Source organism: Candidatus Vicinibacter proximus, assembly GCA_016713905.1.
GTDB lineage: Bacteria > Bacteroidota > Bacteroidia > Chitinophagales > Saprospiraceae > Vicinibacter > Vicinibacter proximus.
This window is the reverse complement of record JADJOE010000001.1, coordinates 807,161-832,673: the sequence shown is the minus strand read 5'-3', so window position 1 is coordinate 832,673 and position 25,513 is coordinate 807,161. Positions and strand designations below refer to the sequence as shown.

At 39.5% G+C, this 25,513-nt stretch carries 13 protein-coding genes; 4 read left to right on the top strand and 9 right to left on the bottom strand.

Annotated features, from left to right (window positions below; translation table 11 throughout):
* Positions 1–121 precede the first annotated feature (121 nt).
* Both IPJ83_03325 and IPJ83_03320 read left to right on the top strand, forming a co-directional pair.
* Positions 122–1,615, top strand: a complete 1,494-nt coding sequence (locus IPJ83_03325; protein ID MBK7879579.1) for a glycosyltransferase family 39 protein — start codon at positions 122–124, stop codon at positions 1,613–1,615.
* Positions 1,616–1,755: 140 nt separating this feature from the next.
* On the top strand, positions 1,756–3,564 hold the full coding sequence (locus IPJ83_03320; protein MBK7879578.1) for a T9SS type A sorting domain-containing protein: 1,809 nt from the start codon (positions 1,756–1,758) through the stop codon (positions 3,562–3,564).
* A 741-nt stretch (positions 3,565–4,305) separates the two neighbouring features.
* On the opposite strand, the gene IPJ83_03315 is transcribed toward IPJ83_03320, so the two are convergent.
* Both IPJ83_03315 and IPJ83_03310 read right to left on the bottom strand, forming a co-directional pair.
* Positions 4,306–5,832: an aldehyde dehydrogenase family protein gene (locus tag IPJ83_03315; protein MBK7879577.1), complete on the bottom strand. Its 1,527-nt coding sequence runs from the start codon at positions 5,830–5,832 to the stop codon at positions 4,306–4,308.
* A gap of 5 nt (positions 5,833–5,837) precedes the next feature.
* Positions 5,838–8,159: an immune inhibitor A gene (locus tag IPJ83_03310; protein MBK7879576.1), complete on the bottom strand. Its 2,322-nt coding sequence runs from the start codon at positions 8,157–8,159 to the stop codon at positions 5,838–5,840.
* Between the two features lie 54 nt (positions 8,160–8,213).
* Between IPJ83_03310 and IPJ83_03305 the strand changes: the two genes are divergently transcribed.
* Complete coding sequence (locus tag IPJ83_03305) at positions 8,214–8,825, top strand: ribonuclease HII (GenBank protein MBK7879575.1); 612 nt, start codon at positions 8,214–8,216, stop codon at positions 8,823–8,825.
* Positions 8,822–9,331: a hypothetical protein gene (locus IPJ83_03300; protein ID MBK7879574.1), complete on the top strand. Its 510-nt coding sequence runs from the start codon at positions 8,822–8,824 to the stop codon at positions 9,329–9,331. The genes IPJ83_03305 and IPJ83_03300 overlap by 4 nt, the downstream gene beginning before the upstream one ends.
* Before the next feature lie 50 nt (positions 9,332–9,381).
* On the opposite strand, the gene IPJ83_03295 is transcribed toward IPJ83_03300, so the two are convergent.
* The 7 genes from IPJ83_03295 to IPJ83_03265 form a co-directional block, all read right to left on the bottom strand.
* Positions 9,382–10,137, bottom strand: coding sequence for a Bax inhibitor-1/YccA family protein (locus tag IPJ83_03295; GenBank protein MBK7879573.1), 756 nt, complete (start codon positions 10,135–10,137; stop codon positions 9,382–9,384).
* Between the two features lie 439 nt (positions 10,138–10,576).
* Positions 10,577–11,383, bottom strand: a complete 807-nt coding sequence (locus IPJ83_03290) for a hypothetical protein (protein MBK7879572.1) — start codon at positions 11,381–11,383, stop codon at positions 10,577–10,579.
* Positions 11,384–11,494: 111 nt separating this feature from the next.
* Entirely contained in the window at positions 11,495–11,896 is a 402-nt protein-coding gene (locus tag IPJ83_03285) for a hypothetical protein (GenBank protein ID MBK7879571.1), read from the bottom strand.
* A 35-nt stretch (positions 11,897–11,931) separates the two neighbouring features.
* Entirely contained in the window at positions 11,932–13,278 is a 1,347-nt protein-coding gene (locus tag IPJ83_03280; GenBank protein MBK7879570.1) for a hypothetical protein, read from the bottom strand.
* Between the two features lie 498 nt (positions 13,279–13,776).
* Complete coding sequence (gene nhaD, locus IPJ83_03275; protein MBK7879569.1) at positions 13,777–15,051, bottom strand: sodium:proton antiporter NhaD; 1,275 nt, start codon at positions 15,049–15,051, stop codon at positions 13,777–13,779.
* 231 nt (positions 15,052–15,282) lie between these two features.
* The gene (locus tag IPJ83_03270; GenBank protein ID MBK7879568.1) at positions 15,283–17,571 is read right to left on the bottom strand and encodes a T9SS type A sorting domain-containing protein; all 2,289 of its coding nucleotides are present in this window, start codon (positions 17,569–17,571) and stop codon (positions 15,283–15,285) included.
* 175 nt (positions 17,572–17,746) lie between these two features.
* Entirely contained in the window at positions 17,747–25,495 is a 7,749-nt protein-coding gene (locus IPJ83_03265) for a T9SS type A sorting domain-containing protein (GenBank protein MBK7879567.1), read from the bottom strand.
* Positions 25,496–25,513 lie beyond the last annotated feature (18 nt).

Here is a 25,513-nt window from a genome sequence, read left to right as displayed (position 1 = left end):
GTACGTTTTTTAGCCTTCAAAAATTTAACACATTGCATTCCATAGATGTATTTTTCCTTGTTGACAATTTTCAAGATTTCAGTTTTTATCCATAGCTTCACCCATCATTTGAAAGTTGAGCTTGAAGCAGTTTATAAGTAAATATTTCCTTTTTAACGGAAGTTCCGTTTGGATCCTCTGGCTCCTGTTCATCATCTTCCTGCTCCGTGCGATCATCGTATGCACCATGGGATTAATGCCTCAGGATGCCTATTATTTCTTTTACAGTGAGCATTTGGATTTATCCTACTTTGACCACCCCCCTGCTGTTGCATACATGCTTCGAGGATTTACCTACTTGCTTGGCCATTCCGTATGGTCTATAAAATGCACAGACTTCATTATGGGATGTGCCTCTCTTTTCCTATTCTTCAAGCTAAGCCAAAAATTCAATTCCAACCTGGTAGTCGGAAAGTCAGTCATACTATTTGCCTCAACACTTATGCTCACAGTGTTGATGATCAATACCACTCCTGATGTGCCGCTTATATTTTTTTGGACTCTTACAATTCTATTCTTCTATCATGCCATCTTCGAAGACAAGACGATTTATTGGTTGCTTGGAGGAATGGCGATGGGACTAGCCTTTGACAGCAAATACACAGCGCTCATGCTGCCCGCAGGACTGATCTTGTTTTTATTGCTGTCTCAGAAATACAGACCATATCTCATTTCCTATAAATTTATACTCGCTTTTCTAGTCTGGATAGTTTTCATTGCTCCTGTCATTATTTGGAATGTACAACACGACTGGATGTCCTTCCGGTTTCAATCCAATGACCGTGCTTCTGCAATCATGAGCATACAACCAAAATGGAATTATTTTTTTGGAAGTTTGGCAACACAAGCTGCATTATTGTTGCCAATACTTTTTGCTCTTATCTGGTGGCTGATCTATCGCTTGACTAAAAAGACTCTCCTAAAAAGAAAATTACCAAACCATCATAATTTGTTTTTATGGTGCTTTACTTTGCCCGTCCTTTTTTTCTTCACAGCGATTTCCTTGTTGTATTGGGTAAAACTGAATTGGATGTTCCCGGCATACATCTCCGGCATCATACTTGTAAGCAGGTTTATGAGCATAAATCAACTTAAATATCAAACCATCATCAGTGTTTTCCTCCATCTTGCAGTGGCCATAGAAATCATCTTTTATCCCGTCCCCGTTAAATCTGACGATACCTGGTGGGGTTGGGAAAAATTGAGCCAGGAAGTAAAAATAATTTCAGATCAACATAAAGATGCCTTCATCTTTTCAGATGATGGTTACAAAACCACGGCCATTCTCAACTACTACCTCGACAAAAAAATATATTCTTCCAACATCCTAGGAAAAAACGGACTACAATATTCTGTCATTGACAATGACCTTTCATCATTGAAATCAAAATCCGCCCTGTACATAGATTCTCAACCACAAATTAAAGACACCTTCCCTTCTTCTACCACTCCTGAAATTCTTCTTAACTACTTTGAAGAAATTCAACAACTACCTCCCATCCTCCTAAAAAATAAACAAGGAAAATTGCTCAGAAAATTCCTGGTGTACAAATGCCATAACTATAAAGGAGTATAAACATATTGCTACTCACCCCAACCCCTCTCTTTTAAGAGAAGGGTTGGGGTGAGCTGAGCTAGTTTCCCAAACAAAAATTATTTAGCCCCTCTCTTTTAAGAGAGGGGTTGGGGTGAGTTGAATTCCTTACCTTTACCCTCATGCATAAATTTCTAATTCCAATTCTTCTATTCATTACAAGCCTAAATTTAAATGGGCAATCTCAAAATTACCTGAGGCTGTATTTTGAAATAAATCCAAAGTTCAATGCCAACTTAATTTTTAAAGAACTGGATCATGAAGCCACTTATGCCTCAGAGGATGGATTCATTTCAGAAATTGCGGAAAGTACTTTTGAAAAAATAAAACCTTACCTGCTCCATACAAAAATATTGATCTCTGACATGGAAGGATACTATGAGGAAAACCTTAAAGCAGATTATGCAAAACTGTTGCAAGAAAATAGAGAAACCCAAACACCTTCTTTCGTGCCAAAAGGATTTAAACTAGGTTCGATGAGCGGATATTTAACCTTAGAAGAAATCTATGCAACGCTGGACAGTATGGCGCAGGATTATCCTCATTTGATCACAGTTAAAAAATCCATCGGCAGCACTTACGAAAACCGTCCAATTTACTCTGTGAAAATATCAGATAATCCGAATGAAGAAGAAAACGAACCGGAAGTATTGTACACGGCCTTACACCATGCACGCGAACCAATTGGCATGATGCAATTAATTTATTTTATGTACCACATTCTGGAATCTTATGAAAGCAATGATTCCATAAAATGCCTGCTGAATGATCGCCAACTTTATTTTGTTCCGGTAGTTAATCCGGATGGTTATTTTTTCAATCAAACCAACAGACCGGCAGGTGGTGGAAACTGGAGAAAAAACAGGAAGAAGAATATTAATGGAACCGTGGGCGTCGATCTTAATAGAAACTATCCTTACCAATGGGGATTTGATGATGACGGATCTTCACCGGAAGGCAATTCGGAAATTTACAGAGGATCCTCACCCGGTTCCGAGCCGGAAATAAAGGCCATCATGAATTTTTGCAAATCGCACAATTTCAAGAATGCATTGAACTATCATACCTTCGGAAACTTACTTTTATATCCATGGGGATACGCGGAAGAAATATGTGAAGACAAGGAAAATTTCGAAACATTCGCACAAGAGTATGTTCGGTCTAATAAATTTCTTCCGGGAAGTCCTCCTGAAATTCTGTACAACGCGAATGGTGGTTCAGACGATTGGATGTATGGCGAACAATTTTCAAAATCTAAAATATTTTCTTTCACTCCTGAAGTTGGTTTGGCTTCAGAGGGCTTCTGGCCCATAGCTTCACGCATCATACCTAATTGTGAAAGCACACTGCCAATGAATCTTTTACATGCTAATTATGGAGGAGCATCGCTGGACGTTATTTCAACCAATTCTCCCCTCCAGATCAACAACAATACCTGGACCTACACTTTAAAAGTCCGCAATCGAGGTTTGCATAAAAGTTTGTCACACATCATCGCCCAGTCTGCAAATAACTATTTTGAAATTACAGATTCCAAGTTTGCAGTTGATTCTCTTTCCGAAATAGAAATTAAACTTACCCTAAAAGTAAAAGAGGGCACTCCGGGTATTTTCACAATTCCGGTGGAAATTAATTTATCGGATAATTTTTGCAACCATTGGAGTACTACCCTGGATTTGGATTACGCCGGAGTTCCAACAAACACAAAAAATTATTCTGACTCCGACATCAGAATTCATTCAAACAAAATTGTACTCACCAATCCGGAACACTACCACAAAATTTCTCTGTACAATCTTCAGGGAAAATTGTTAAAAACGGAAATTCCCGCTCATGAAATAAACATCGAGGCATTGATACCCGGTCTCTATTTCATCAAACTTGAATCAAAAAATCAATCGATAAAAAATTATAGGTTTGTAGTGAATTGATGAGCCAAATTGATCTTCGCTACAAGGTATAATCTGCATGTTTACACAATCCAATAAAGATCAAAGCAGATTATTTATAAAAGATCAATCCACATGAACAGAAAGTGAGGTTTAAGAAAACACAGGAGATTTTCTCCTAAATTTTTTCTGGTCAGGTAAAGTTTATGAGGATTAAATAGATTCTTATACCTTACATAATTTTCAAATGAGAAATTCAGATCGGCCTTTTTCATTTTAGCTAAAACTGATTTAACCCATATAATGCATTAGGGTTTCGTAATGAAAGGCAAAAGACCAATAAAGACAAGTACTCCCATGAATGAACGATCTTTGATTACCATCAAAGTAATGAACGGCAGTTCATTAAGTGAATGAACATCGAAAGATTGTGGGTTGGTTTTGACAAATCATAGAGGATTCTATGGTGCTGGATGACTGACCGATTTCCGCAATGCGGAATGAAGCACGACAGTGCTTCAAGGGAAGGAACCGCGAAAGCGGCATGAGGAAAAGAATAGAGAATTTGAAAATGGCATGAGGAAATACTTGTATTTAACGAAACAGCGAAAGCTAAAATTCTTTGACTTGGAATAGAAATTCTAATGCATAGAATGGGTTTCTCAAGACAAAAAAGAACAAGGATTATAAGCTGGCATTCAGGACAACTTTTGTGCATAACGCGGTTTGCAAGACTGGTTTCTTACCAGATTTTAGACTTGCCCTTTTTCTTTAACAACCAGTCTATAGATCAAATTTTATTCCCTGTGCTAAAGTCAAGGTATCACTGTAACTTATGGTATTGGTTTGTCTTCGCATATAGGCTTTCCAGGCATCCGATCCGGACTCTCTACCACCTCCGGTCTCCTTCTCTCCCCCAAATGCACCACCGATTTCTGCTCCTGAAGTTCCAATGTTCACATTCGCAATGCCACAATCAGATCCGGTTGCGGATAAAAATAATTCCGCTTCTCTTAGACTTTCTGTCATGATGGCAGAGGATAATCCCTGAGGAACATTATTTTGTATGGAAATGGCCTCATCAAGGGTCTTGTAAGTCATTAAATAAAGTATAGGCGCAAACGTTTCCTCATGCACAATCTTCATGTCTGACTTTACTTCCGCTATACATGGCCGTACATAACATCCACTGGAGAAATCAGCCCCCTCGATTACACCACCTTCTACCAACATGCGACCTCCTTGAACTTTTATTTGCTCCAATGCTTTCAAATATATTTCTACAGCACGCCTATCTATCAATGGGCCAACATGGTTTTGCTGATCCAGCGGATTGCCTATTCTCAACTGACCATAGGCCTTTTGCATCACCTGTCTGACTTCCGCATATTTGGATTCGTGAATAATCAATCTTCTGGTAGAAGTACATCTCTGACCGGCTGTTCCTACTGCCCCAAACACAATGGCTGGCAATACTTTTTTAAGATCAGCAGTTTCACTGATAATGACCGCATTGTTTCCTCCAAGTTCTAAAATGCTTTTGCCAAATCGTTCTGCTACAGTCACCCCAATTGATCTTCCCATACGCGCAGATCCAGTTGCCGAAATTAGCGGTATTCTAACATCCTGACATAATTTATGCCCAAGAACTGCATCACCATTTAGGATACAGGATACACTTTGCGGATAATTGTTTTGTGCCAACACTTTACATACAATATGCTGCACAGCTACACTGCAAAGTGGTGTTTTTTCAGAGGGCTTCCAGACCACTGTATTTCCGCACACCCAGGCTAACGCTGCATTCCAGGACCACACAGCAACCGGAAAATTAAACGCAGAAATTACACCTACCACTCCCAAAGGATGCCATTGCTCATACATCCTGTGCAATGGACGTTCCGAATGCATCGTAAGTCCATACAACTGCCTGCTGAGGCCTACAGCAAAATCACAGATGTCTATCATCTCCTGGACCTCCCCAAGGCCTTCCTGAAGACTTTTACCCATCTCATAGGAAACCAATGCACCAAGATCTTCTTTGTGCCTTCTGAGTTCTTCTCCCAATTGACGTACAAACTCGCCACGTTTCGGTGCCGGAACCATCCGCCACGTTAAAAAAGCTTCATGCGCTTCGTTAATGATATTCTCATACTCCTTTTCATCGGTTTGACTTACTTTTCCAATAAGTTTACCGTCAACCGGTGAATAACTGGAAATCCATTCTCCGGAAAGAAAAGACCTGCTCCCACACCAGCTTCCGGAATTTTCTTCCTTAAGCTGTAGTGCAGCCAAATTTACTTGTATCATAATTTCTATTGAATACTTATTTTTTGGATTTCCTGATGCCCTTGGGCATTGACATAATGCAATAAATAGACACCCGGTTGCAGACCTGCCACATCCATTCGCCAATGTCCCGAACCAAGATGTTTTAAAGGCATCTCCAGCGTTTTTCCATCCAACTGACTTAAATTCAGCTTAGCAGGCAAGATATCCTCTGACCTGATTTCCAGATAGGCATGTGCTGGTTGTGGATAAACATGGATCAGCGAGCGCTCAGATTCATGATTGCTAGTATAAAATGAGGTAAATAACTTTATATCGTCCACATAAAAGCCATCATAAGGTATTTCACTGTAATTGGTATTTACAAAAATTTGTAAATAGATACTTCTGCCTAAGTATTTTTTGAGATCAATCCATTCAGCAATCCAGTTCTTCTGACTACCGGAATAAACCGGGTTGTCCAGATCTTGAAAATTTCCACCCCGCACAGTGTATCTACCACATATCGGCTCAAAGGATATCCCATCTGTAGATATCTGCACTTGTGCAAAATCAGACTCCGGATTCAAATCCCATTTGGCCTGCAAACTCAAAAATGCACTGGCTGCATTACGAAGATCTATCGGAACCGTTGTACGCATCCGATATTCTCTTCCCGGGGTAAGTTTTTTATTCGGACTATCCGTAAAAGAACCAGGGGCGGAGGTATAACTTTCTGTTGTAATGACCAGTGGATTATTGTTTGGTGACATCCATTGGTTTTGATCTAAACATTTTTCTTCCCAGGCAGGATTTCCCCAATAAACCTTTCTTGCCTGAATAGTCTGTTCATAATCACCTGTGGTCAGTTTAATCGTAAAATTTATTACCTCTCCCCGACTCAATCCAGGACCCAAAGTATATTCAATTGGAACCATATAACCGGCTCCGGGCTCTAAGACAAATGGGATTATGTTTTGTATGAAGACATGGTTAGGATGATCGCTGCTGCATACCACATGAATGGCTGCCTGCGCTACTCCTGTACGCTGAACAAACACATTAAGACTACCTTGGTCCACCGCAAGCACTTCGGGACTATGGTCTTTCATTTCCGCACAGGCCCCTGCATTCCATGCGGCCATTTTATTCATAAACTGAGTACTTTGATTGATTCGAAGAATGTCTTTTCGCTCAGGCCAGAAATTATACCCTACCTCAGGGGTAAATGCAAAGATCTTGTTTTTGGAAACCACATCTCCATACATCCAATCATCACTTACTCCGTTCACTTCATAGTTAAGTGTACTGAAGGAAGACCCAACTCTGAAACGGTTGTAACGCGTATACTGGGTAGCCATTGCAGAAAATAAACTGGAATCCACTGTATTCAAACTGGAATATCCCCAAGGCACAATCAACAAATCTCCATGAGAGTGATAATTCAATGCAATCTGAAATTCATGATCTATACAAAATTGACGGATGGCCTTTGTTTCAATTTCTGAAAATGCGTTCTCTCCTCTGAAAGTTTCGGAACCCCATAAAGGAGATGAACCTGTATCGTTATATCCCCACTGATATCCATAATTTCGGTTTAGGTCTACGCCAACTCCATCTGTATCTTCTTTTCTGTTTTTTCGCCAAAATCCCTGTCCCGCAGGGTTGGTTTTCTGGTTGTACAGATAACCATCAGGATTTACACATGGAATGAAATACATGGCTCTGGAATTTACCAACTTGGTTATCTCCTGATCTTGTCCATAATTCTCCAGTAAATGCCACATAAAATAAAGCATCTGTGACATACTTACCGGTTCACGTGCGTGGTGAAGTGCAGTATAAAGAATCTCCGGCTCTGATTCATCCAAATCCGGGTTATCAGATATTTTTACATAATAGATCAGATTTCCTTCCTCTGTTCGGAAGTTTCCAACAGATTTCCGCACTGTGATAAGCTTGGGGTATAGCTCCTGCATCAAATCAAGGGATTCATATAATTCATTTAAATTCGGAAATCCATTCATTGAACCATATGGGTAATTACTGGGTAATTTGAATACTGGACCACCATCAGAAATTGAATCGCAACTTACCGGAGTGCGCGGTTGAATCAATATCTTATTGGCAACTATTTCTAATTTGAAACCGGCTTTTTCCAGTTTCTCCATTTCTTCATGGGTGAAATCACCGGTAAAACTTATACCCGGTTCATACTGTCCGTGATCAAATGCCAGGCCCGTATACTGGAGGTCTCGAATTGTTTTTCCTTCCAGTGAAATCTTGATTTTATGCCAGTCGTGCTGACCGATGCTGAGGGTGGGTAAAACAAAAACAAACAATAGCAATCGGATAAATTGAGACCTCATGGAATACGCGTAATTTTACGGGGACAAAGATATAAAATTCGGTAATAAAGTCAAGTGAAACTCAAATCATATTACAAATTAATTAAATATGAAGCAGGTTGTGATGAAGCAGGACGTGGTTGCCTTGCCGGACCAGTCGTAGCTGCTGCGGTAATCCTTGATCCGGACAATCCAATCCTGGGCTTGAATGACAGTAAACAATTATCAGATCTTCAAAGAAGGGTGCTTAGAGAAGAAATTGTCCATAAAGCTCTGGCCTATGCAATTTGTGAGTCATCCCCACAGGAAATTGACCGAATCAACATACTGCGAGCCAGCCTGAAAGCAATGGCAAATTGTGTGCTAAAATTAAACCCTAAACCTGAATTTATTCTGGTGGATGGTAATAAAACCATACCCATCGCCCATATTCCACAACTTGCAGTGGTCAAAGGGGACAGCTTATACCAGGCCATTGCGGCGGCTTCTATTTTGGCAAAGACAAGTCGTGATGACATCATGGCTCGCCTCCATGAAGAATTTCCTGTATATGGATGGGATCAAAATAAAGCATACCCAACCAAATTCCACCGCAGCATGATCCTGATGCATGGTCCATCGCTACATCATCGAAAAACTTTTAAAGTCAGCTCTCCTGATTTATCTAAAAACCTCTTCAATCCATGAAAAAATTACTCATTGCATATCCCGTATCAGACCTGACCATTGCAAGGTATCTAGCAGCAAGAGAAATTGACTTTCTGGCATTGGATCTCGACAGCATGGACCAACTGGAAGCAAACAGACTGATCAATCAACTCAGAGATTGGACGGAAGGTCCGGGTATCATAGGCTTTACGGCGGATGAAGAGAAAAAAGGAGTTTTTGAATTTCTTAGAATTCTGGATTCGGTTTTATTAATGAACCAGCCACTTAATCTTTATGCCGGCATGATCCCAAATTTAACAGACCATACCTTATCCTCCGTTCATTTGTTGACAGACTTAACTTTACTGAAGTCCATTCAGGAATCGGACCTGAAACAAACTTTAGCCACAGTTTCCATCGATGAGGAAAACTACCCTGAACAGGTTCTCGGCTGGATCTTCCATCCCGGAAAAGAAATAACCACTGGCATTTATGATTTTTATCTGCTGGAAGAATTCCTGGACAGATTGCAGGAAGGCAATTGAAATTGTCCGTAGAATAAACTGATCCAGGATTGGATCAAGTTGCTTATTCGTTAATCCCTACTGGACAATTTAGATAATAGTCTTAGCATCTCCAGGTAAAGCCAAATCAGTGTCACCCAAAGCCCCATGGCAGCATACCATTCCATGTACTTTGGTAAACCTGCCGATTCTCCTTTATCAAAAAAATCAAAATCAAGCATCAGGTTAAACGCAGCAATACCCACAACCAAAACGCTGAAACCAATGCCAAATAAACCATTGCCATAAATAAAAGGGACCTGAACATTAAAAAATCCCAAAATCATGGTGACTATATAAACCAATGCAATAGCACCTGTAGCGCCTATGATTACGGACCTGAAAGTATTATTGACCTTGATAATGCCTGACTTGTATAGGAAAAGCATCAGAAAAAAAACAGCCATAGTCAGCGAAACCGCCTGAAAAACTATGCCGTTAAACATGCTGGCATACATGAATGAAACTGTGCCTACAAATAGTCCTTCAAATGCAACATACAATGGTGCCAAAATGGGCGACCATTGCGTTTTAAATGCCGCGGTTATCACACATATCAATCCACCAATTACGCCTACCCACATAAATATAGCATTGGGCATGATATAGGATATACAGGAAGTAAGCACAAGTATGAACCCCAGAATCAAAGACCTGTTAATGGTTCCACTTACAGTCATTCTCTCTGTCCCAATAACGTCTCCAAGATTGTCCTGATTGGTTAGAATAGATTCTCTGAGCAACGGGCTGGACCCTGTTTTAAGTTGGAATGGATTTTTAAATGCCATACTTGATTTTTAAATTGTGAACCTAAAATTATAATTAATGTGCAACAAATTAAAATTAATTGCATTGAAACTAAACAAGTAGATTCCCTGAATCCTATTCTATGCATTAAGATTTCATGATGAAAGGCAAAAGACCATTCAAAACAAGTGCGCCCGCAAGATTTTTACAAGATACGTCAAGGTACCCCAACCAAAGCTAATTTTCAATTGCAAAACAACTGATTGATTACAATCAATTCTCAAGATCCTTTAGATAAAAAAAATCACGGAAGGCCCAAAGCGAACCTTCCGTAATTCCATTTTAAACTTACTTATGAAAACTGTATATTAGACTTCTGCTCTTAAAGTGGAGATAAATTAACCATTTAATTATACTAAATATTCATCACAGATTAAGATCCTTAGAAATCCATAAGAAGATAATTTTAACAAACTCTAATTAATAATTCCATAAGCGAGTTATATTAAAACCAATAAGGAAATCCCCCTCAGTGTAATCATTCTTGTTGAATAAATTGTTACTCTGCGGTACTATCCCATAATAGTTTCCAACAAACACTTCAAATGCATGCGCACTGGTCACAAATTCAACACCAAAATTAATATTCGGATGTGGATTGTTCAAAGGGTGGGTTGTTAAAGGCTGGTCATAATTTACCAGTATACTCATACTTTCTGTAACCTTGAACCTGCCGCCAAAAGCAATTGCAAAATGATCATTTTCCAATTTCTTCTGGATATTGCCTTCTGCATCTTTATACCCTTCCACATTGTTGAAATGAGATAAACTTGGAGCGACTTGAATGGAAATTCGATCTGTAATTTTTCGTGCCAATATCAATTGGTGGAAATAAGAAAGACGATCCGTTCCGGTTACAAAATTCTCCTTAGCTCTGGTATCTACAACAATATTTCCAAAATAAGTCAAACTAAACGGCCATCCTCCGGACGTTGCTTGACGAATTAATGCATACTTGGCGTTAAAATCCCATTGCAGTCTTTCTTTTGTCAGACCAAATCCCAATTGCAATTTATCTATAAAAGTATAGCTGAACCCAAGCCGGATATTCGATGGTGCAAATACCCCATAAAAATCTTCATACCCCTTGTTCACTACACCAAATCGATGTTGGATATCCATTTCAAATGTCCCCTTGATGGGAACCATCACACTTTGATTGTCCAATATCCAATTACTTTCAAAAGTATTTTTTACCAGTTTTGCTTTTTGACTTCCTGGCTCCATTCCTTGAGTCTCTTCCTGAGCGCTCAGGGAAAAACATAACAAGGCCAGCATTAATACATGGCTTGCATGCATGATTTTTGATGAATAATATTGATAGTTTTTCATAATAGTTTAATTGTTGTTAGCGCCTTGTTTGATCCAGGCTAATACAAGTTGATTGATATTTGAAGGATTCGCAGGTCCGGATGGGGGCATAGGCGTAGCACGCTTGCCTGCCAACCAAAGGTATATTCCGCTGGCTTCAGGAGAACCTGTGTTCACATAACCGCCATTTGACAAGGAATTATATGAATTGCCTTCTGAAAGGTTTGGTTTGATGCCACCAGAATTGTGACAACCGCTAATACTGCAGCTGTTATTGAAAACAGGCTGAATATCCTTCGTCAAACTGACCACCTCTGTAACTTCAGTTCCATTATTTTCAATGAACGTGGTAACTTTGTAACATCCGGGAAGACAACAAGCGATGAAAGCTACGACCCCAAAGGATAGCACTATTCTACTTTTTGACATGTTTTTATTTTTAAAATTAAGCGAACAGTTGAAAACTACTTTTCAAATTTCAAAAGCAGATTTGGTTTGATTGCATGTTGATAATTTGATTTGTTGAAAATAGCCACACCAAATGGTTGGTCAGCCAATTGATCTCCATCTTTTCCTTTGGTAAAATCAATGTCTTGTTTTAAAACATCACTTGTTTTTAAGAGTCTTTTAAACTCATAAATCCAACCAGATCCTGTAAAAATGGAAACACAATTAATGTCTGCTCTTCCTCTTAATACCGGAGCAATGATCACCCCTGGAATACTTTTCGCGCCAATTCCGCCGGTCACCGGATCTCCAATTCTTTGATAGTCTGTCCCTACACTTGGGTCTATTGTCCCACCAACATAAGTCAATATTCCTGTTGAACTAACATTGGTAATTTTTACAGCTCTTCCTCCTGATAAAGTATCAGTAACTTTGATAAAATCATAATTGCTTTCATTCGGCACTACCCATAAAGGAACCGTGACCACTGACCCTGTGTCATCCAACTTTAAATTTTGTCTATTATTAAAAGATCCTTGAGTTGCATCGGAGGTATATGTTGGAGCAAATGGCCAAGTTGTTGAAGCCCCGGATACTACTAAATCATCAAAATGTCTACCATTACCTGATCCTCCTACTAAATTAGTTACTGCAGGTCCTCCAGCCCAATCTTGATAATTATCATCCATGTTGTCAAAGAAAAAACCTCTGTTAGGATGCAACCACCATTGGTCCAATTTTTCATTTACCCCATTGGTATAGTGGTTACCACTACTTGCATTGGATTTCGGAACTGCAGGTGTAACAGAATAGTCCACATAAGGTGTAAATATATGGCAACTCGCATAGCAGGTTTGTGAATTAAACTTAGCTGTAGAGTTATCAATATTCCATAAAAATGCCAACTTATCTTCTCCCCATCCCTCTCGTGTCATTACACCACTTGAATTGAATGTTCTCGCCGTAGGCTCTTGCGCCCATCGCTTTGTAGTTGGGTTAAAATACCATGGCGCAGACTTTACACTTTTTTCTGCATCTACGATTTCTGCAAGAAAATATATGTAATCATTGTCATACATGGACCGAAGAGTTCCCTTGTATCCCTCATTAATGTATCCGCTAAACAGGTTATTTCCCGGATCCGGCACCGTTGCAGTGAAATTCAATTTTGTAGCATTCTCCCATGCAGCATCAATCGACCCATCAATAGCTGGTGCAGCAGAAGTTTTTAACGAATACAACTCATTGGTAGAGGGAGTCCCCAAATCCAACACCTGATCATTTTTGGTACAACTGATAGCATACCCAATCATGAGCAAAATTGTGGAAGCTACCCAGAAATTTAGACTTTTAAATAGTTTCATATTTTTGTTTTTATAATTTACGAATCACATTCAAAACCTGACTAATGAATGGATTCCCAATTTATGTCCAATTTTAAAACTTAAATATGATCAAAGTCATGGATCAAAATGACATCTATCTACCCTATCCAATAGAATTCAATGACCATGTCACATAAAATGCTTGATTTATAAATCTAACCTTGCCCCTGCCGGGAGGATTTGAGATGAAGGTCATTAAATTTTAAATTTTTTAAATGGATAGATCAGTTCCTAATAACACTTAAAATTCTTCCAAAAATTGAATACAACAAGAATTGTTGGTCAAAATTGATAATAGAGTTGATTGGATAAATATTTTAACTTTCAATTTTTGTTGAACATGATATAGAAATCCCAACAATTTAAATACTCAACCGATCCTCTTATATAAATACAATCGATTTTCGCTTTCCCTAAAGCCAACCTGTATTTGACAAGCTGCTTTAATCTATTTATAAAAATTCTTAGTATAGTCTTTTAAGCTCCAACCAAAAGCATCCACAAGGATCCTGCAAGAAATCCAACAGCTGCCAATCCCCCAATTCTTTTAAGATACCACATAAATTGAAGGTTCTCCATACCCATTGCCGCAACTCCTGCCGCTGATCCTATAATCAGCATAGATCCACCCGTACCGGCTGCATAAGCGATAAAATGCCAGAATCCATGATCTTCAGGCAGTGAATACATCCCCATAGATGCGGCAACCAGTGGAACATTGTCTATGATCGAAGACAATACACCCAACATTATAGCGACATAATTGTAATTCCCAAGTATCGCATCCAAGCCGGTTGCAAGTACAGTCAGTAAACCAACTGATTGCAAGGCTGCAACCGCAGTCAAAATACCAAAGAAAAAAAGGATCCCGGGTATCTCAATTCTGGAGAGAGCATATCTAGCTGTAAGCTTATGCCTGTCCTCAACATGAAAATTATCCATCTTTGGATCCACAAATTCTGAGATTAACCACACCACTGAGAGCGCTAGCATCATTCCCATAAATGGAGGCAAATGAGTTAATAATTTAAAAACCGGAACGGACAATAATGCCAATATACCGGTAATCAACATAAAACGACTGGAACCAAGGACATGGTCATGATCTTTTTCTTGAGCAATCACAGGGCCTTTGAAATGGTTGGTAAAAAGTATCGCAAGGGCTAATGGTACTGCCAGGCATAAAATGGATGGAATAAAAACCAACTTCACTAATTCCATGGAACTTACCTTTTCACCAATCCAAAGCATGGTAGTAGTAACGTCCCCCAGTGGGGACCAGGCTCCTCCGGCATTGGCTGCAATGATGATAAATCCTGCATACCACTTTCTGCTTTCCTGGTCAGGTACCAGTTTGCGAATTAATGAAATCATTACAATGGTAGTTGTCAGATTATCTAAAACGGCAGATAGAAAAAAGGTAATGATGGACACTACTATCAATAAACTGGCCTTTTTTTTAGTTTGGATTAGGTCCGACAATAGATTAAATCCTTTGTGCGCATCCACCAATTCAACAATGGTCATGGCACCAATCAGGAATAATAAAATCTGGGCTATCTCACCAAGATGATGTCCTATCTCAGACTCAGGAGTCATTCCGGATTCAACAAGTCCCGGTGCCATAGAAACAAACACCCAACAAATAACACCGGTTAATATCCCCGATACAGCTTTGTCAATTTTGAGGGGCTGCTCCAGTACAATGAGTACATAGCCCAAAATAAAACTGAATAAGATAACAAAAAGCATGGCCAATTTTTTAACAATTAGTTTAAATCGGGTGAATATAGAAACCTTTGGTTAAAGCCATATACTTTTAGTTAAAAAAACTAATAAACGCTGGTGTTTAGGTATAATCTAATTTGCTTTTTGAATCCAATAAAATCCAACAGAATGAATGATGTAAATATCGCACAGGATCTTCTAAACTATAAAATAACCTCTCTTCCACAGAAGAGAGGTTATACAATTAGAAAACTTTTAATGAGTGAATTGTAACTTGAAAATCTTTTGCTCAGAATGATTGCAAACCTTAATTAAATATAATCCCGGGTTACAAAATTTTAAGTTGATTTGAATTTTCTGACACGATGATTTCTGGATGGTAGTTTTACCTTCAAATGTTTTTGACCCATTTAGATTAAAAAATGAATAACCAACTTCATCATCATGATCGGAGTATAATTCCAAATTCAAAAATTCCGAAGTCGGATTTGGGTAAACATTAACCCTTAAGTTCTCCTCTGATTTTTGATTTTGGAAAATTGCAGAAACCACATCACTGTATTGATATGATTTATCCTGGTCAACCATTTTTAATCGATAATAATAGATTCCATCTTCAATTAGATGATCATCTGAATAGACATAATTGCTGACTTTCGATATTCCATTTTCTGCATGAATATGACCTAGAAAATTAAACTGGTCCCCTTGAAAATATTTTCTTTCCACTTCAAAGTGACTGGTATTAAATTCATTAAATGTTTGCCAATTTAATTCAATGACATTTGAACGTTGTACAGCATTAAAACTAACAAGTTCCAGAGGTAAAGATTTTAAATAAATACCTGCATCCCACTTTAAAACATCCAATGTATCCACTGAAAATGTTGGCGTTGTGCCAATCCCATTTGCACCATTGACATCACTGTCAAAAACATCATCTATATTGTTGTTATAATCGCTTGTAGTAAAGGCATATTGGGAACCAATGTCAAATTCAAGAAAATATATCCCACTTTTTGGTTTTACGTAAAAAAAATATATTCCATTGGTGTCTGAATGTGTCTCCAAAATTTTAGTACTATTAAGTTGTTTTAAATATACTTTGACATTGGATTGTGGAAGCTCTCCAACATCCTGCTTGCCATTTAAAGCACCTTGTCCTGTTCCGGTATTACCAATTCCTGTATCGTTCCAAATGTAATTCCCAACTTTTACACCCCTTATCATGCCTGCATCAACAGTCATATTGTGATTGTTGCCACCAACAAAATAATTACCGGTCGTGTTTGGACCATGCGTTTCATCAACATCTGAATCCAGCAAATCTGAACCGTTATTTGGAATGGTCCAAACGAACTCTTTTGGTATGTTTACTTGGATATAATAGGTTCCAATTCTCAAGTTATCAAATAAATAATATCCTGCTTTTCCGGATGTGGGATGATTCTTGGTTAGCCTTTGATCTATTATCTTCTGATTTGTTGCATCCAGCAAACTAACCACAATTCCATTAATCCCAGGTTCGGTAACATCTTGAATACCATCCTGATTGATATCTTCCCAAATAAAATCCCCAATGTAATTGTCTTGATAAAACCCTCCGTCCAAATCCTTATGATTCTGTCCTGAGCTAAGATTTATAATTTCAGTCGTACCAGGTCCATTTACCCCTGTAATGTCAGAGTCGAGAGACTCAATCGTGGCATTTGGAATTGTGGGGATAAATCCAAAAGCAGGAGGAGGAATTATGGCTACATAATATTTCCCCGGAATTAATTGTGCAAATTCGTACCAGCCATTCGTCCCAGTATTTGGATTAACATTAGTGATTTTTATTCCAACTAAAATACCTTGTTCATTATATAATTGAACAACTATTCCGTTTATCCCTGACTCGGCTGACTCTTGTATCCCGTTTCCGTTGTTGTCTAGCCAAACGAAATTTCCTAGAGTAGCCGTCTTAATTAGACCTGCATCCAAATTAGACTTCTGCTCTCCTTCTTCTAACAATACCGGCTTAATCAATCCTGTAACCGTATCCACGTCTGAGTCCTGATCATCATTTCCTCCTATATCCTTTTTAGTAAACTTAAAAAGGAGAGGAATAATAAAACGGATTTGATATTGACCCGGAACTACATTATTAAATTGATAATAACCAGGCTTATTCTGCGGCCCACCAGTACTTGTGAATATACTCACGATCTGTGCTCCTGATGTATCTTCCAATACCACTCGTATTCCATTCAACCCTAGCTCTGATGGATCCTGAATTCCATTACCATTCATATCTTCCCAAACAAAATCTCCAATATTGGAAACTTGTACATCATTTTCTACGATTGCAGACAAATAAGTTGAATTAAAAAAAAGCGAATTCCCCTGAAGAAAACTGGTACAATATGTTGAGTATATAAATAGGAAAAAAAACTTCTTAACAGAAATAAATCCACTTTTATTCTGCAATACCATATTATCTAAAACGATTCCTTTTAATTGAGTGAGCAACACAGAAATATTAGCTTCTAAAAAGTGAATCAAATCATACTTTGATTAAATTATACGAGGCTTACAAAAAATCGTAATGCTGAGAATCAAAATAAATCTAACTTACCATGATATAAATAGAAACATTGATTTAACATTAATCCAAAATAAACAAGGCAGATTAATAAATCTGCCTTGTTTTTCCAAATTTCATCGATCCCAAAATTAGTTATCTCGATACTGAAAATCGCTTATTCACAAGTCCGTTGGTAGTTTTAATTTGAAGACTATACTGACCAGGTGCAAGGTTAGTAGTATTAATAGCCTCTATATATTGTCCGGATTTACGGAAACCTCCAAATGGATTGGTAAATACATTTTTACCTGCTTGGTCAAAAACGGTCACTTCAACTTCTGTATCTCCATTGATCCAATACTCAACTTTAAGCAATTCATTTACCGGGTTTGGATAAATAACCACACCTAAGTTTTTATCTACAGAAACTTTGATTGAAACTACTTTACTGTAATTGAATACTCCATCTTTATCGACTTGCTTAATTCGGTAATAGTAAATTCCTGATTTGCTGACTCCGCCATCCAAGTAATCATATTCATGTGCAGCTGCAGAAGTATTTACATCCGCTGCGATCTGTCCTATTGTTGTAAATTCACGCTCCGATTCATGCTTTCTTTCAATGCTGTAATAATCGTTGTTAAGCTCAATACCTGTTGTCCAATTCAATTCAGTCCCTTTACCATTAAAATATGCATCAAACGTTAGCCATTCAATTGGTAAGGCCTGGGAGGTTAAGCCTGCATCAATGTTAGGTACCGCATCCCCTGACAAAAGCCTATAAACTCTTGTTGTTCCATAACCATTTGCACCATCTACATCATTGTCAATTGTTTCAGGTCCTTTATGCGCTTGTGTAAAACCATATCCAGGCAATGGAACAAATTTTACATAGTAATCACCTTGACCAATTCCATCCAACATATAATGTCCATTGCTTTCAGTTACCGCCTCACTGACCATCGTGCCACTTGTTGAATATGCATAAACCTTCATCCCGGCTGCAGGTTTTTCACCACCATCCTGAATTCCATTTGCATTTGCATCTATCCATGCATAATCTCCAACCGTTGCTTTGATCATGAAACCTGCACCAATATTCAATATCTTGTCTCCACTTTGCACAATAATCTTTTTAGTTGTGTTCAATCCATTTTCATGACTGATGTCCGAATCTTTGTCGTAACTACCTCCCTGATAAGCTACAGAGGAAGCCAATTGATCCAATCGCTCAAATAATACATAATAGGTTCCCGGTTTAATACAGTTAAACATATAGAAACCGTCATCAGATGGTGTTGAAGGATTCGTGGATGTCCTGGTTTTTGCAATAGATACTCCGCTCGTTGCATCCATTAAAAATACATCCAAACCATTAATTCCATTCTCCATGGCATCAAAAACACCATCCTTATCGGTATCAAAAAATACCCTTCCTCCCATCATGCTACATTTGTATAATCCAAGATCCCATGTCAAGTCATCTTCTCCAGGGCTCAGGAATGTCATTGCTGTTGTTCCAGGTCCATTTGAATTATCTACATCGCTATCTAAAACATCGCTTGCTGCATTTGGTGTTGTAATGGTCCAAGTGGCGTTTGGCACAAATTTCACATAGAATTTTCCACATTGTATTTTGTCAAACAAATAATACCCGTACTGATTTGTGGTCGTGGTTCTCACTACTGTATTTGTCGTAGCATCATACAAGTATACTGGCACACCCTCAATTCCTTCCTCGCCAAAATCTTGTTTGCCATTCACATTTTTATCATGCCAAACAAAATCTCCAAGACTACACAAATTGAACTGAATATCATAACAGGTTGTATCTCTTTGATCAATCACCCCATCAATATTCACATCTAAAGTGGATTGATTGAACAATCCTTCTCCAGAAGATGGAGTTCCCTGGATTTTACTTCCACATGCGCTATACACTTCATCACCTTGTGATTCAGCTACAACCAAATCTATAATTGCATTTACTGTAAGATAATATTGCTGACTACTGAAAGCATTGATGTTTTGATTTGTTGCAAGCGTCCAAGGTCCACTACCAATCAAATTTACTGGATTTGGATTACCTATATTTCCAATTGCATTGGAAGTATAATTTGCACTTTGAATAACAAAATCATTATCAAATCCAGGAGCATCCACCAAATTATAACGGCCACTTGCACCTCCAAGATTTTTAACATCAATTTTGTAGATAACTCCATAATCACCATTTCCACGATCGATTACATTTTGTGTAAATTTTTCATGAACAATGTATGGCACATCAGCACAGGCTGTATCTTTTTGATCCACAGTTCCATCACTACTGATATCCAACTGCGATTCATTAAATAACCCCTCATTGGATACCGGATAACTAGACTGTGCTCTTCCGCACTGATCGTAACGATTGTCACCCTTACCATCCTCAAGATTTATAGATACATCTACCTGAATGGTATAAGTATGCACTGCTCCCGGATTTATATTCTGTCCTGAAGATAAATTCCAAGGTCCTGTACCAGCAAGGTTAATATTTCCCGGGTTAGCAGGATGTGCAGGAGCATCTGTATTGTATCTAGCACCTAAAATGCTTATGTCATTATCAAATGCCGGACGATCCGCCAATGCATAATTATCTGCCTTTCCTCCTTTATTCACTACCACAATATTGTAACTCACCTGAAAATTCCTTGGTCCGGTCTGAACCAATTTACTTAGAGTTTTTGTATGCTCTATATATGGTAAATCTCCGCAAGCTGTGTCTCTTTCTTCATAATATCCGTCATCATTAAGGTCTAATAGGGATTCATTAAACAATGCTTCTCCGGCAGAAGGTCTATTAACCAATGACCTTCCACATGAATAATAAGTATTGTTGCCTCCAGATGTTGCACTTAAGTCAATTTTGACATTAAAATTGATGACATATAAATGATTTGTGTTTGCAAAAATTGCTTGATTGTCTGCAAGTTTCCAAGGTCCACTTCCAAACAAGACATTTCCCGGATTTCCAGGAGCATTGGATGAATAGGTAACGGTGTTGATCGCTATATCATCATCAAAACCTGACTTGTCACTTAAATCATAAACTCCGGCGTAACCAGTATTTTTGACTAGAATATGGTAAACTACATTATACGTATTCAATCCAACTTTAGTTATTGAAGCTAATGTTTTTTCATGCGTAATTTTTGGACTGCAATCCAATATTGTAATTTTTACTTTATCTGTTGCAGTACATCCATTTGCATCTGTAACCGTAACTGTGTAAGTGCTGGTAAATGCCGGACTCACAGTTTTACTTTGTCCATTTCCTAATCCGTTATCCCATGCATAAGTGTATGGTGATGTGCCGCCATTGGCATAAGCATTTAGATAAACTAATTGACCTTTGCAAGTCTCTTGATCAATGCCTGCATCTACAGTCGGTCCATCAAACTGCTTAATGGTTGTATTAGCTGTTGCAGTACATCCTTTGCTGTCTGTAACCGTAACACTGTAGTTTCCTGCCGATAAATTGCTGATGCTTTGTGTCGTTCCTCCATTGGACCAATTGTACGTATATGGTGAGGTGCCTCCACTTGCGTTCGCTGTGGCTGAGCCATTTGCAAAACCACATTTTGCATGCCATTTGTCTATGCTTACACTTGGGTTTGGATAGATAATCACTTTCACCTGATCTACTGCTGTACATCCGTTTGCATCGGTAACTGGAACGGTATACGTGGTTGTGAATCCCGGATTTACGGTTTTGTTTTGTCCGTTTCCTAATCCGTTATCCCATGCATAAGTGTATGGTGATGTACCGCCATTGGCTGTCGCACTCAAATTGAAGGTAGATCCTACACATCCTGATTTATCTGAACCTGCATCTACTGTAGGCCCGTTTGTATTGTTGATTGTGGTACTCGCTGTTGCAGTACATCCTTTGCTGTCTGTAACCGTAACACTGTAGTTTCCTGCCGATAAATTGCTGATGCTTTGTGTCGTTCCGCCATTGGACCAATTGTACGTATATGGTGAGGTGCCTCCACTTGCGTTCGCTGTGGCTGAGCCATTTGCAAAACCACATTTTGCATGCCATTTGTCTATGCTTACACTTGGGTTTGGATAGATAATCACTTTCACCTGATCTACTGCTGTACATCCGTTTGCATCGGTAACTGTAACGGTATACGTGGTCGTGAATCCCGGATTTACGGTTTTGTTTTGTCCGTTTCCTAATCCATTATCCCATGCATAAGTGTATGGTGTTGTACCGCCATTGGCTGTCGCACTCAAATTGAAGGTAGATCCTACACAACCTGATTTATCCGCACCCGCATCTACTGTAGGCCCGTTTGTATTGTTGATTGTGGTACTTGCTGTTGCAGTACATCCTTTGCTGTCTGTAACTGTAACACTGTAGTTTCCTGCCGATAAATTGCTGATGCTTTGTGTCGTTCCTCCATTGGACCAATTGTACGTATATGGTGAGGTGCCTCCACTTGCATTCGCTGTGGCTGAGCCATTTGCAAAACCACATTTTGCATGCCATTTGTCTATGCTTACACTTGGGTTTGGATAGATGATCACTTTCACTTGATCTACTGCCGTACATCCGTTTGCATCCGTAACCGTAACGGTATACGTGGTAGTGAATCCCGGATTTACGGTTTTGTTTTGTCCGTTCCCTAATCCATTATCCCATGCATAAGTGTATGGTGTTGTACCGCCATTGGCTGTCGCACTCAAATTGAAGGTAGATCCTACACAACCTGATTTATCTGAACCTGCATCTACTGTCGGCCCGTTTGTATTGTTGATCGTGGTACTTGCTGTTGCAGTACATCCTTTGCTGTCTGTAACCGTAACACTGTAGTTTCCTGCCGATAAATTGCTGATGCTTTGTGTCGTTCCGCCATTGGACCAATTGTACGTATATGGTGAGGTGCCTCCACTTGCATTCGCTGTGGCTGAGCCATTTGCAAAACCACATTTTGCATGCCATTTGTCTATGCTTACACTTGGGTTTGGATAGATAATCACTTTCACCTGATCTACTGCTGTACATCCGTTTGCATCGGTAACTGTAACGGTATACGTGGTCGTGAATCCCGGATTTACGGTTTTGTTTTGTCCGTTTCCTAATCCATTATCCCATGCATACGTGTATGGTGTTGTACCGCCATTGGCTGTCGCACTCAAATTGAAGGTAGATCCTACACAACCTGATTTATCTGAACCTGCATCTACTGTAGGGCCACTGATATTGTTGATTGTAGTACTCGCTGTTGCTGTACATCCTTTGCTGTCTGTAACCGTAACACTGTAGTTTCCTGCCGATAAATTGCTGATGCTTTGTGTCGTTCCGCCATTGGACCAATTGTACGTATATGGTGAGGTGCCTCCACTTGCGTTCGCTGTGGCTGAGCCATTTGCAAAACCACATTTTGCATGCCATTTGTCTATGCTTACACTTGGGTTTGGATAGATAATCACTTTCACCTGATCTACTGCTGTACATCCGTTTGCATCTGTAACTGTAACGGTATACGTGGTCGTGAATCCCGGATTTACGGTTTTGTTTTGTCCGTTTCCTAATCCATTATCCCATGCATACGTGTATGGTGATGTACCACCATTGGCTGTCGCACTCAAATTGAAGGTAGATCCTACACAACCTGATTTATCTGAACCTGCATCTACTGTCGGCCCGTTTGTATTGTTGATCGTGGTACTTGCTGTTGCAGTACATCCTTTGCTGTCTGTAACCGTAACACTGTAGTTTCCTGCCGATAAATTGCTGATGCTTTGTGTCGTTCCGCCATTGGACCAATTGTACGTATATGGTGAGGTGCCTCCACTTGCATTCGCTGTGGCTGAGCCATTTGCAAAACCACATTTTGCATGCCATTTGTCTATGCTTACACTTGGGTTTGGATAGATGATCACTTTCACCTGATCTACTGCCGTACATCCGTTTGCATCCGTAACTGTAACGGTATACGTGGTTGTGAATCCCGGATTTACGGTTTTGTTTTGTCCGTTTCCTAATCCATTATCCCATGCATAAGTGTATGGTGATGTACCGCCATTGGCTGTCGCACTCAAATTGAAGGTAGATCCTACACATCCTGATTTATCTGAACCTGCATCTACTGTAGGGCCACTGATATTATTTATTGTAGTACTCGCTGTTGCTGTACATCCTTTGCTGTCTGTAACCGTAACACTGTAGTTTCCTGCCGATAAATTGCTGATGCTTTGTGTCGTTCCGCCATTGGACCAATTGTACGTATATGGTGAGGTGCCTCCACTTGCATTCGCTGTGGCTGAGCCATTTGCAAAACCACATTTTGCATGCCATTTGTCTATGCTTACACTTGGGTTTGGATAGATGATCACTTTCACTTGATCTACTGCCGTACATCCGTTTGCATCCGTAACCGTAACGGTATACGTGGTCGTGAATCCCGGATTTACGGTTTTGTTTTGTCCGTTCCCTAATCCATTATCCCATGCATACGTGTATGGTGATGTACCGCCATTGGCTGTCGCACTCAAATTGAAGGTAGATCCTACACAACCTGATTTATCTGAACCTGCATCTACTGTCGGGCCACTGATATTATTGATTGTGGTACTCGCTGTTGCTGTACATCCTTTGCTGTCTGTAACCGTAACACCGTAGTTTCCTGCCGATAAATTGCTGATGCTTTGTGTCGTTCCGCCATTGGACCAATTGTACGTATATGGTGAGGTGCCTCCACTTGCATTCGCTGTGGCTGAGCCATTTGCAAAACCACATTTTGCATGCCATTTGTCTATGCTTACACTTGGGTTTGGATAGATAATCACTTTCACCTGATCTACTGCCGTACATCCGTTTGCATCGGTAACTGTAACGGTATACGTGGTCGTGAATCCCGGATTTACGGTTTTGTTTTGTCCGTTTCCTAATCCATTATCCCATGCATACGTGTATGGTGTTGTACCGCCATTGGCTGTCGCACTCAAATTGAAGGTAGATCCTACACAACCTGATTTATCTGAACCTGCATCTACTGTAGGGCCACTGATATTATTTATTGTAGTACTCGCTGTTGCTGTACATCCTTTGCTGTCTGTAACCGTAACACTGTAGTTTCCTGCCGATAAATTGCTGATGCTTTGTGTCGTTCCGCCATTGGACCAATTGTACGTATATGGTGAGGTGCCTCCACTTGCGTTCGCTGTGGCTGAGCCATTTGCAAAACCACATTTTGCATGCCATTTGTCTATGCTTACACTTGGGTTTGGATAGATAATCACTTTCACCTGATCTACTGCTGTACATCCGTTTGCATCTGTAACTGTAACGGTATACGTGGTCGTGAATCCCGGATTTACGGTTTTGTTTTGTCCGTTTCCTAATCCATTATCCCATGCATAAGTGTATGGTGATGTACCACCATTGGCTGTCGCACTCAAATTGAAGGTAGATCCTACACAACCTGATTTATCCGCACCCGCATCTACTGTCGGTCCGTTTGTATTGTTGATTGTGGTACTTGCTGTTGCAGTACATCCTTTGCTGTCTGTAACCGTAACACTGTAGTTTCCTGCCGATAAATTGCTGATGCTTTGTGTCGTTCCGCCATTGGACCAATTGTACGTATATGGTGAGGTGCCTCCACTTGCATTCGCTGTGGCTGAGCCATTGCAAAACCACATTTTGCATGCCATTTGTCTATGCTTACACTTGGGTTTGGATAGATGATCACTTTCACCTGATCTACTGCCGTACATCCGTTTGCATCCGTAACTGTAACGGTATACGTGGTTGTGAATCCCGGATTTACGGTTTGTTTTGTCCGTTTCTAATCCATTATCCCATGCATAAGTGTATGGTGATGTACCCCATTGGCTGTCCACTCAAATTGAAGGTAGATC

Bases quoted from the DNA above. Each gene is read 5' to 3' on its own strand.
- IPJ83_03320 (MBK7879578.1), top strand. From the start codon at position 1,756: ATGCATAAATTTCTAATTCCAATTCTTCTATTCATTACAAGCCTAAAT.
- IPJ83_03315 (MBK7879577.1), bottom strand. From the start codon at position 5,832: ATGATACAAGTAAATTTGGCTGCACTACAGCTTAAGGAAGAAAATTCC.
- IPJ83_03310 (MBK7879576.1), bottom strand. From the start codon at position 8,159: ATGAGGTCTCAATTTATCCGATTGCTATTGTTTGTTTTTGTTTTACCC.
- IPJ83_03300 (MBK7879574.1), top strand. From the start codon at position 8,822: ATGAAAAAATTACTCATTGCATATCCCGTATCAGACCTGACCATTGCA.
- IPJ83_03295 (MBK7879573.1), bottom strand. From the start codon at position 10,137: ATGGCATTTAAAAATCCATTCCAACTTAAAACAGGGTCCAGCCCGTTG.
- IPJ83_03290 (MBK7879572.1), bottom strand. From the start codon at position 11,383: ATGGAGCCAGGAAGTCAAAAAGCAAAACTGGTAAAAAATACTTTTGAA.
- IPJ83_03285 (MBK7879571.1), bottom strand. From the start codon at position 11,896: ATGTCAAAAAGTAGAATAGTGCTATCCTTTGGGGTCGTAGCTTTCATC.
- IPJ83_03280 (MBK7879570.1), bottom strand. From the start codon at position 13,278: ATGAAACTATTTAAAAGTCTAAATTTCTGGGTAGCTTCCACAATTTTG.
- nhaD (MBK7879569.1), bottom strand. From the start codon at position 15,051: ATGCTTTTTGTTATCTTATTCAGTTTTATTTTGGGCTATGTACTCATT.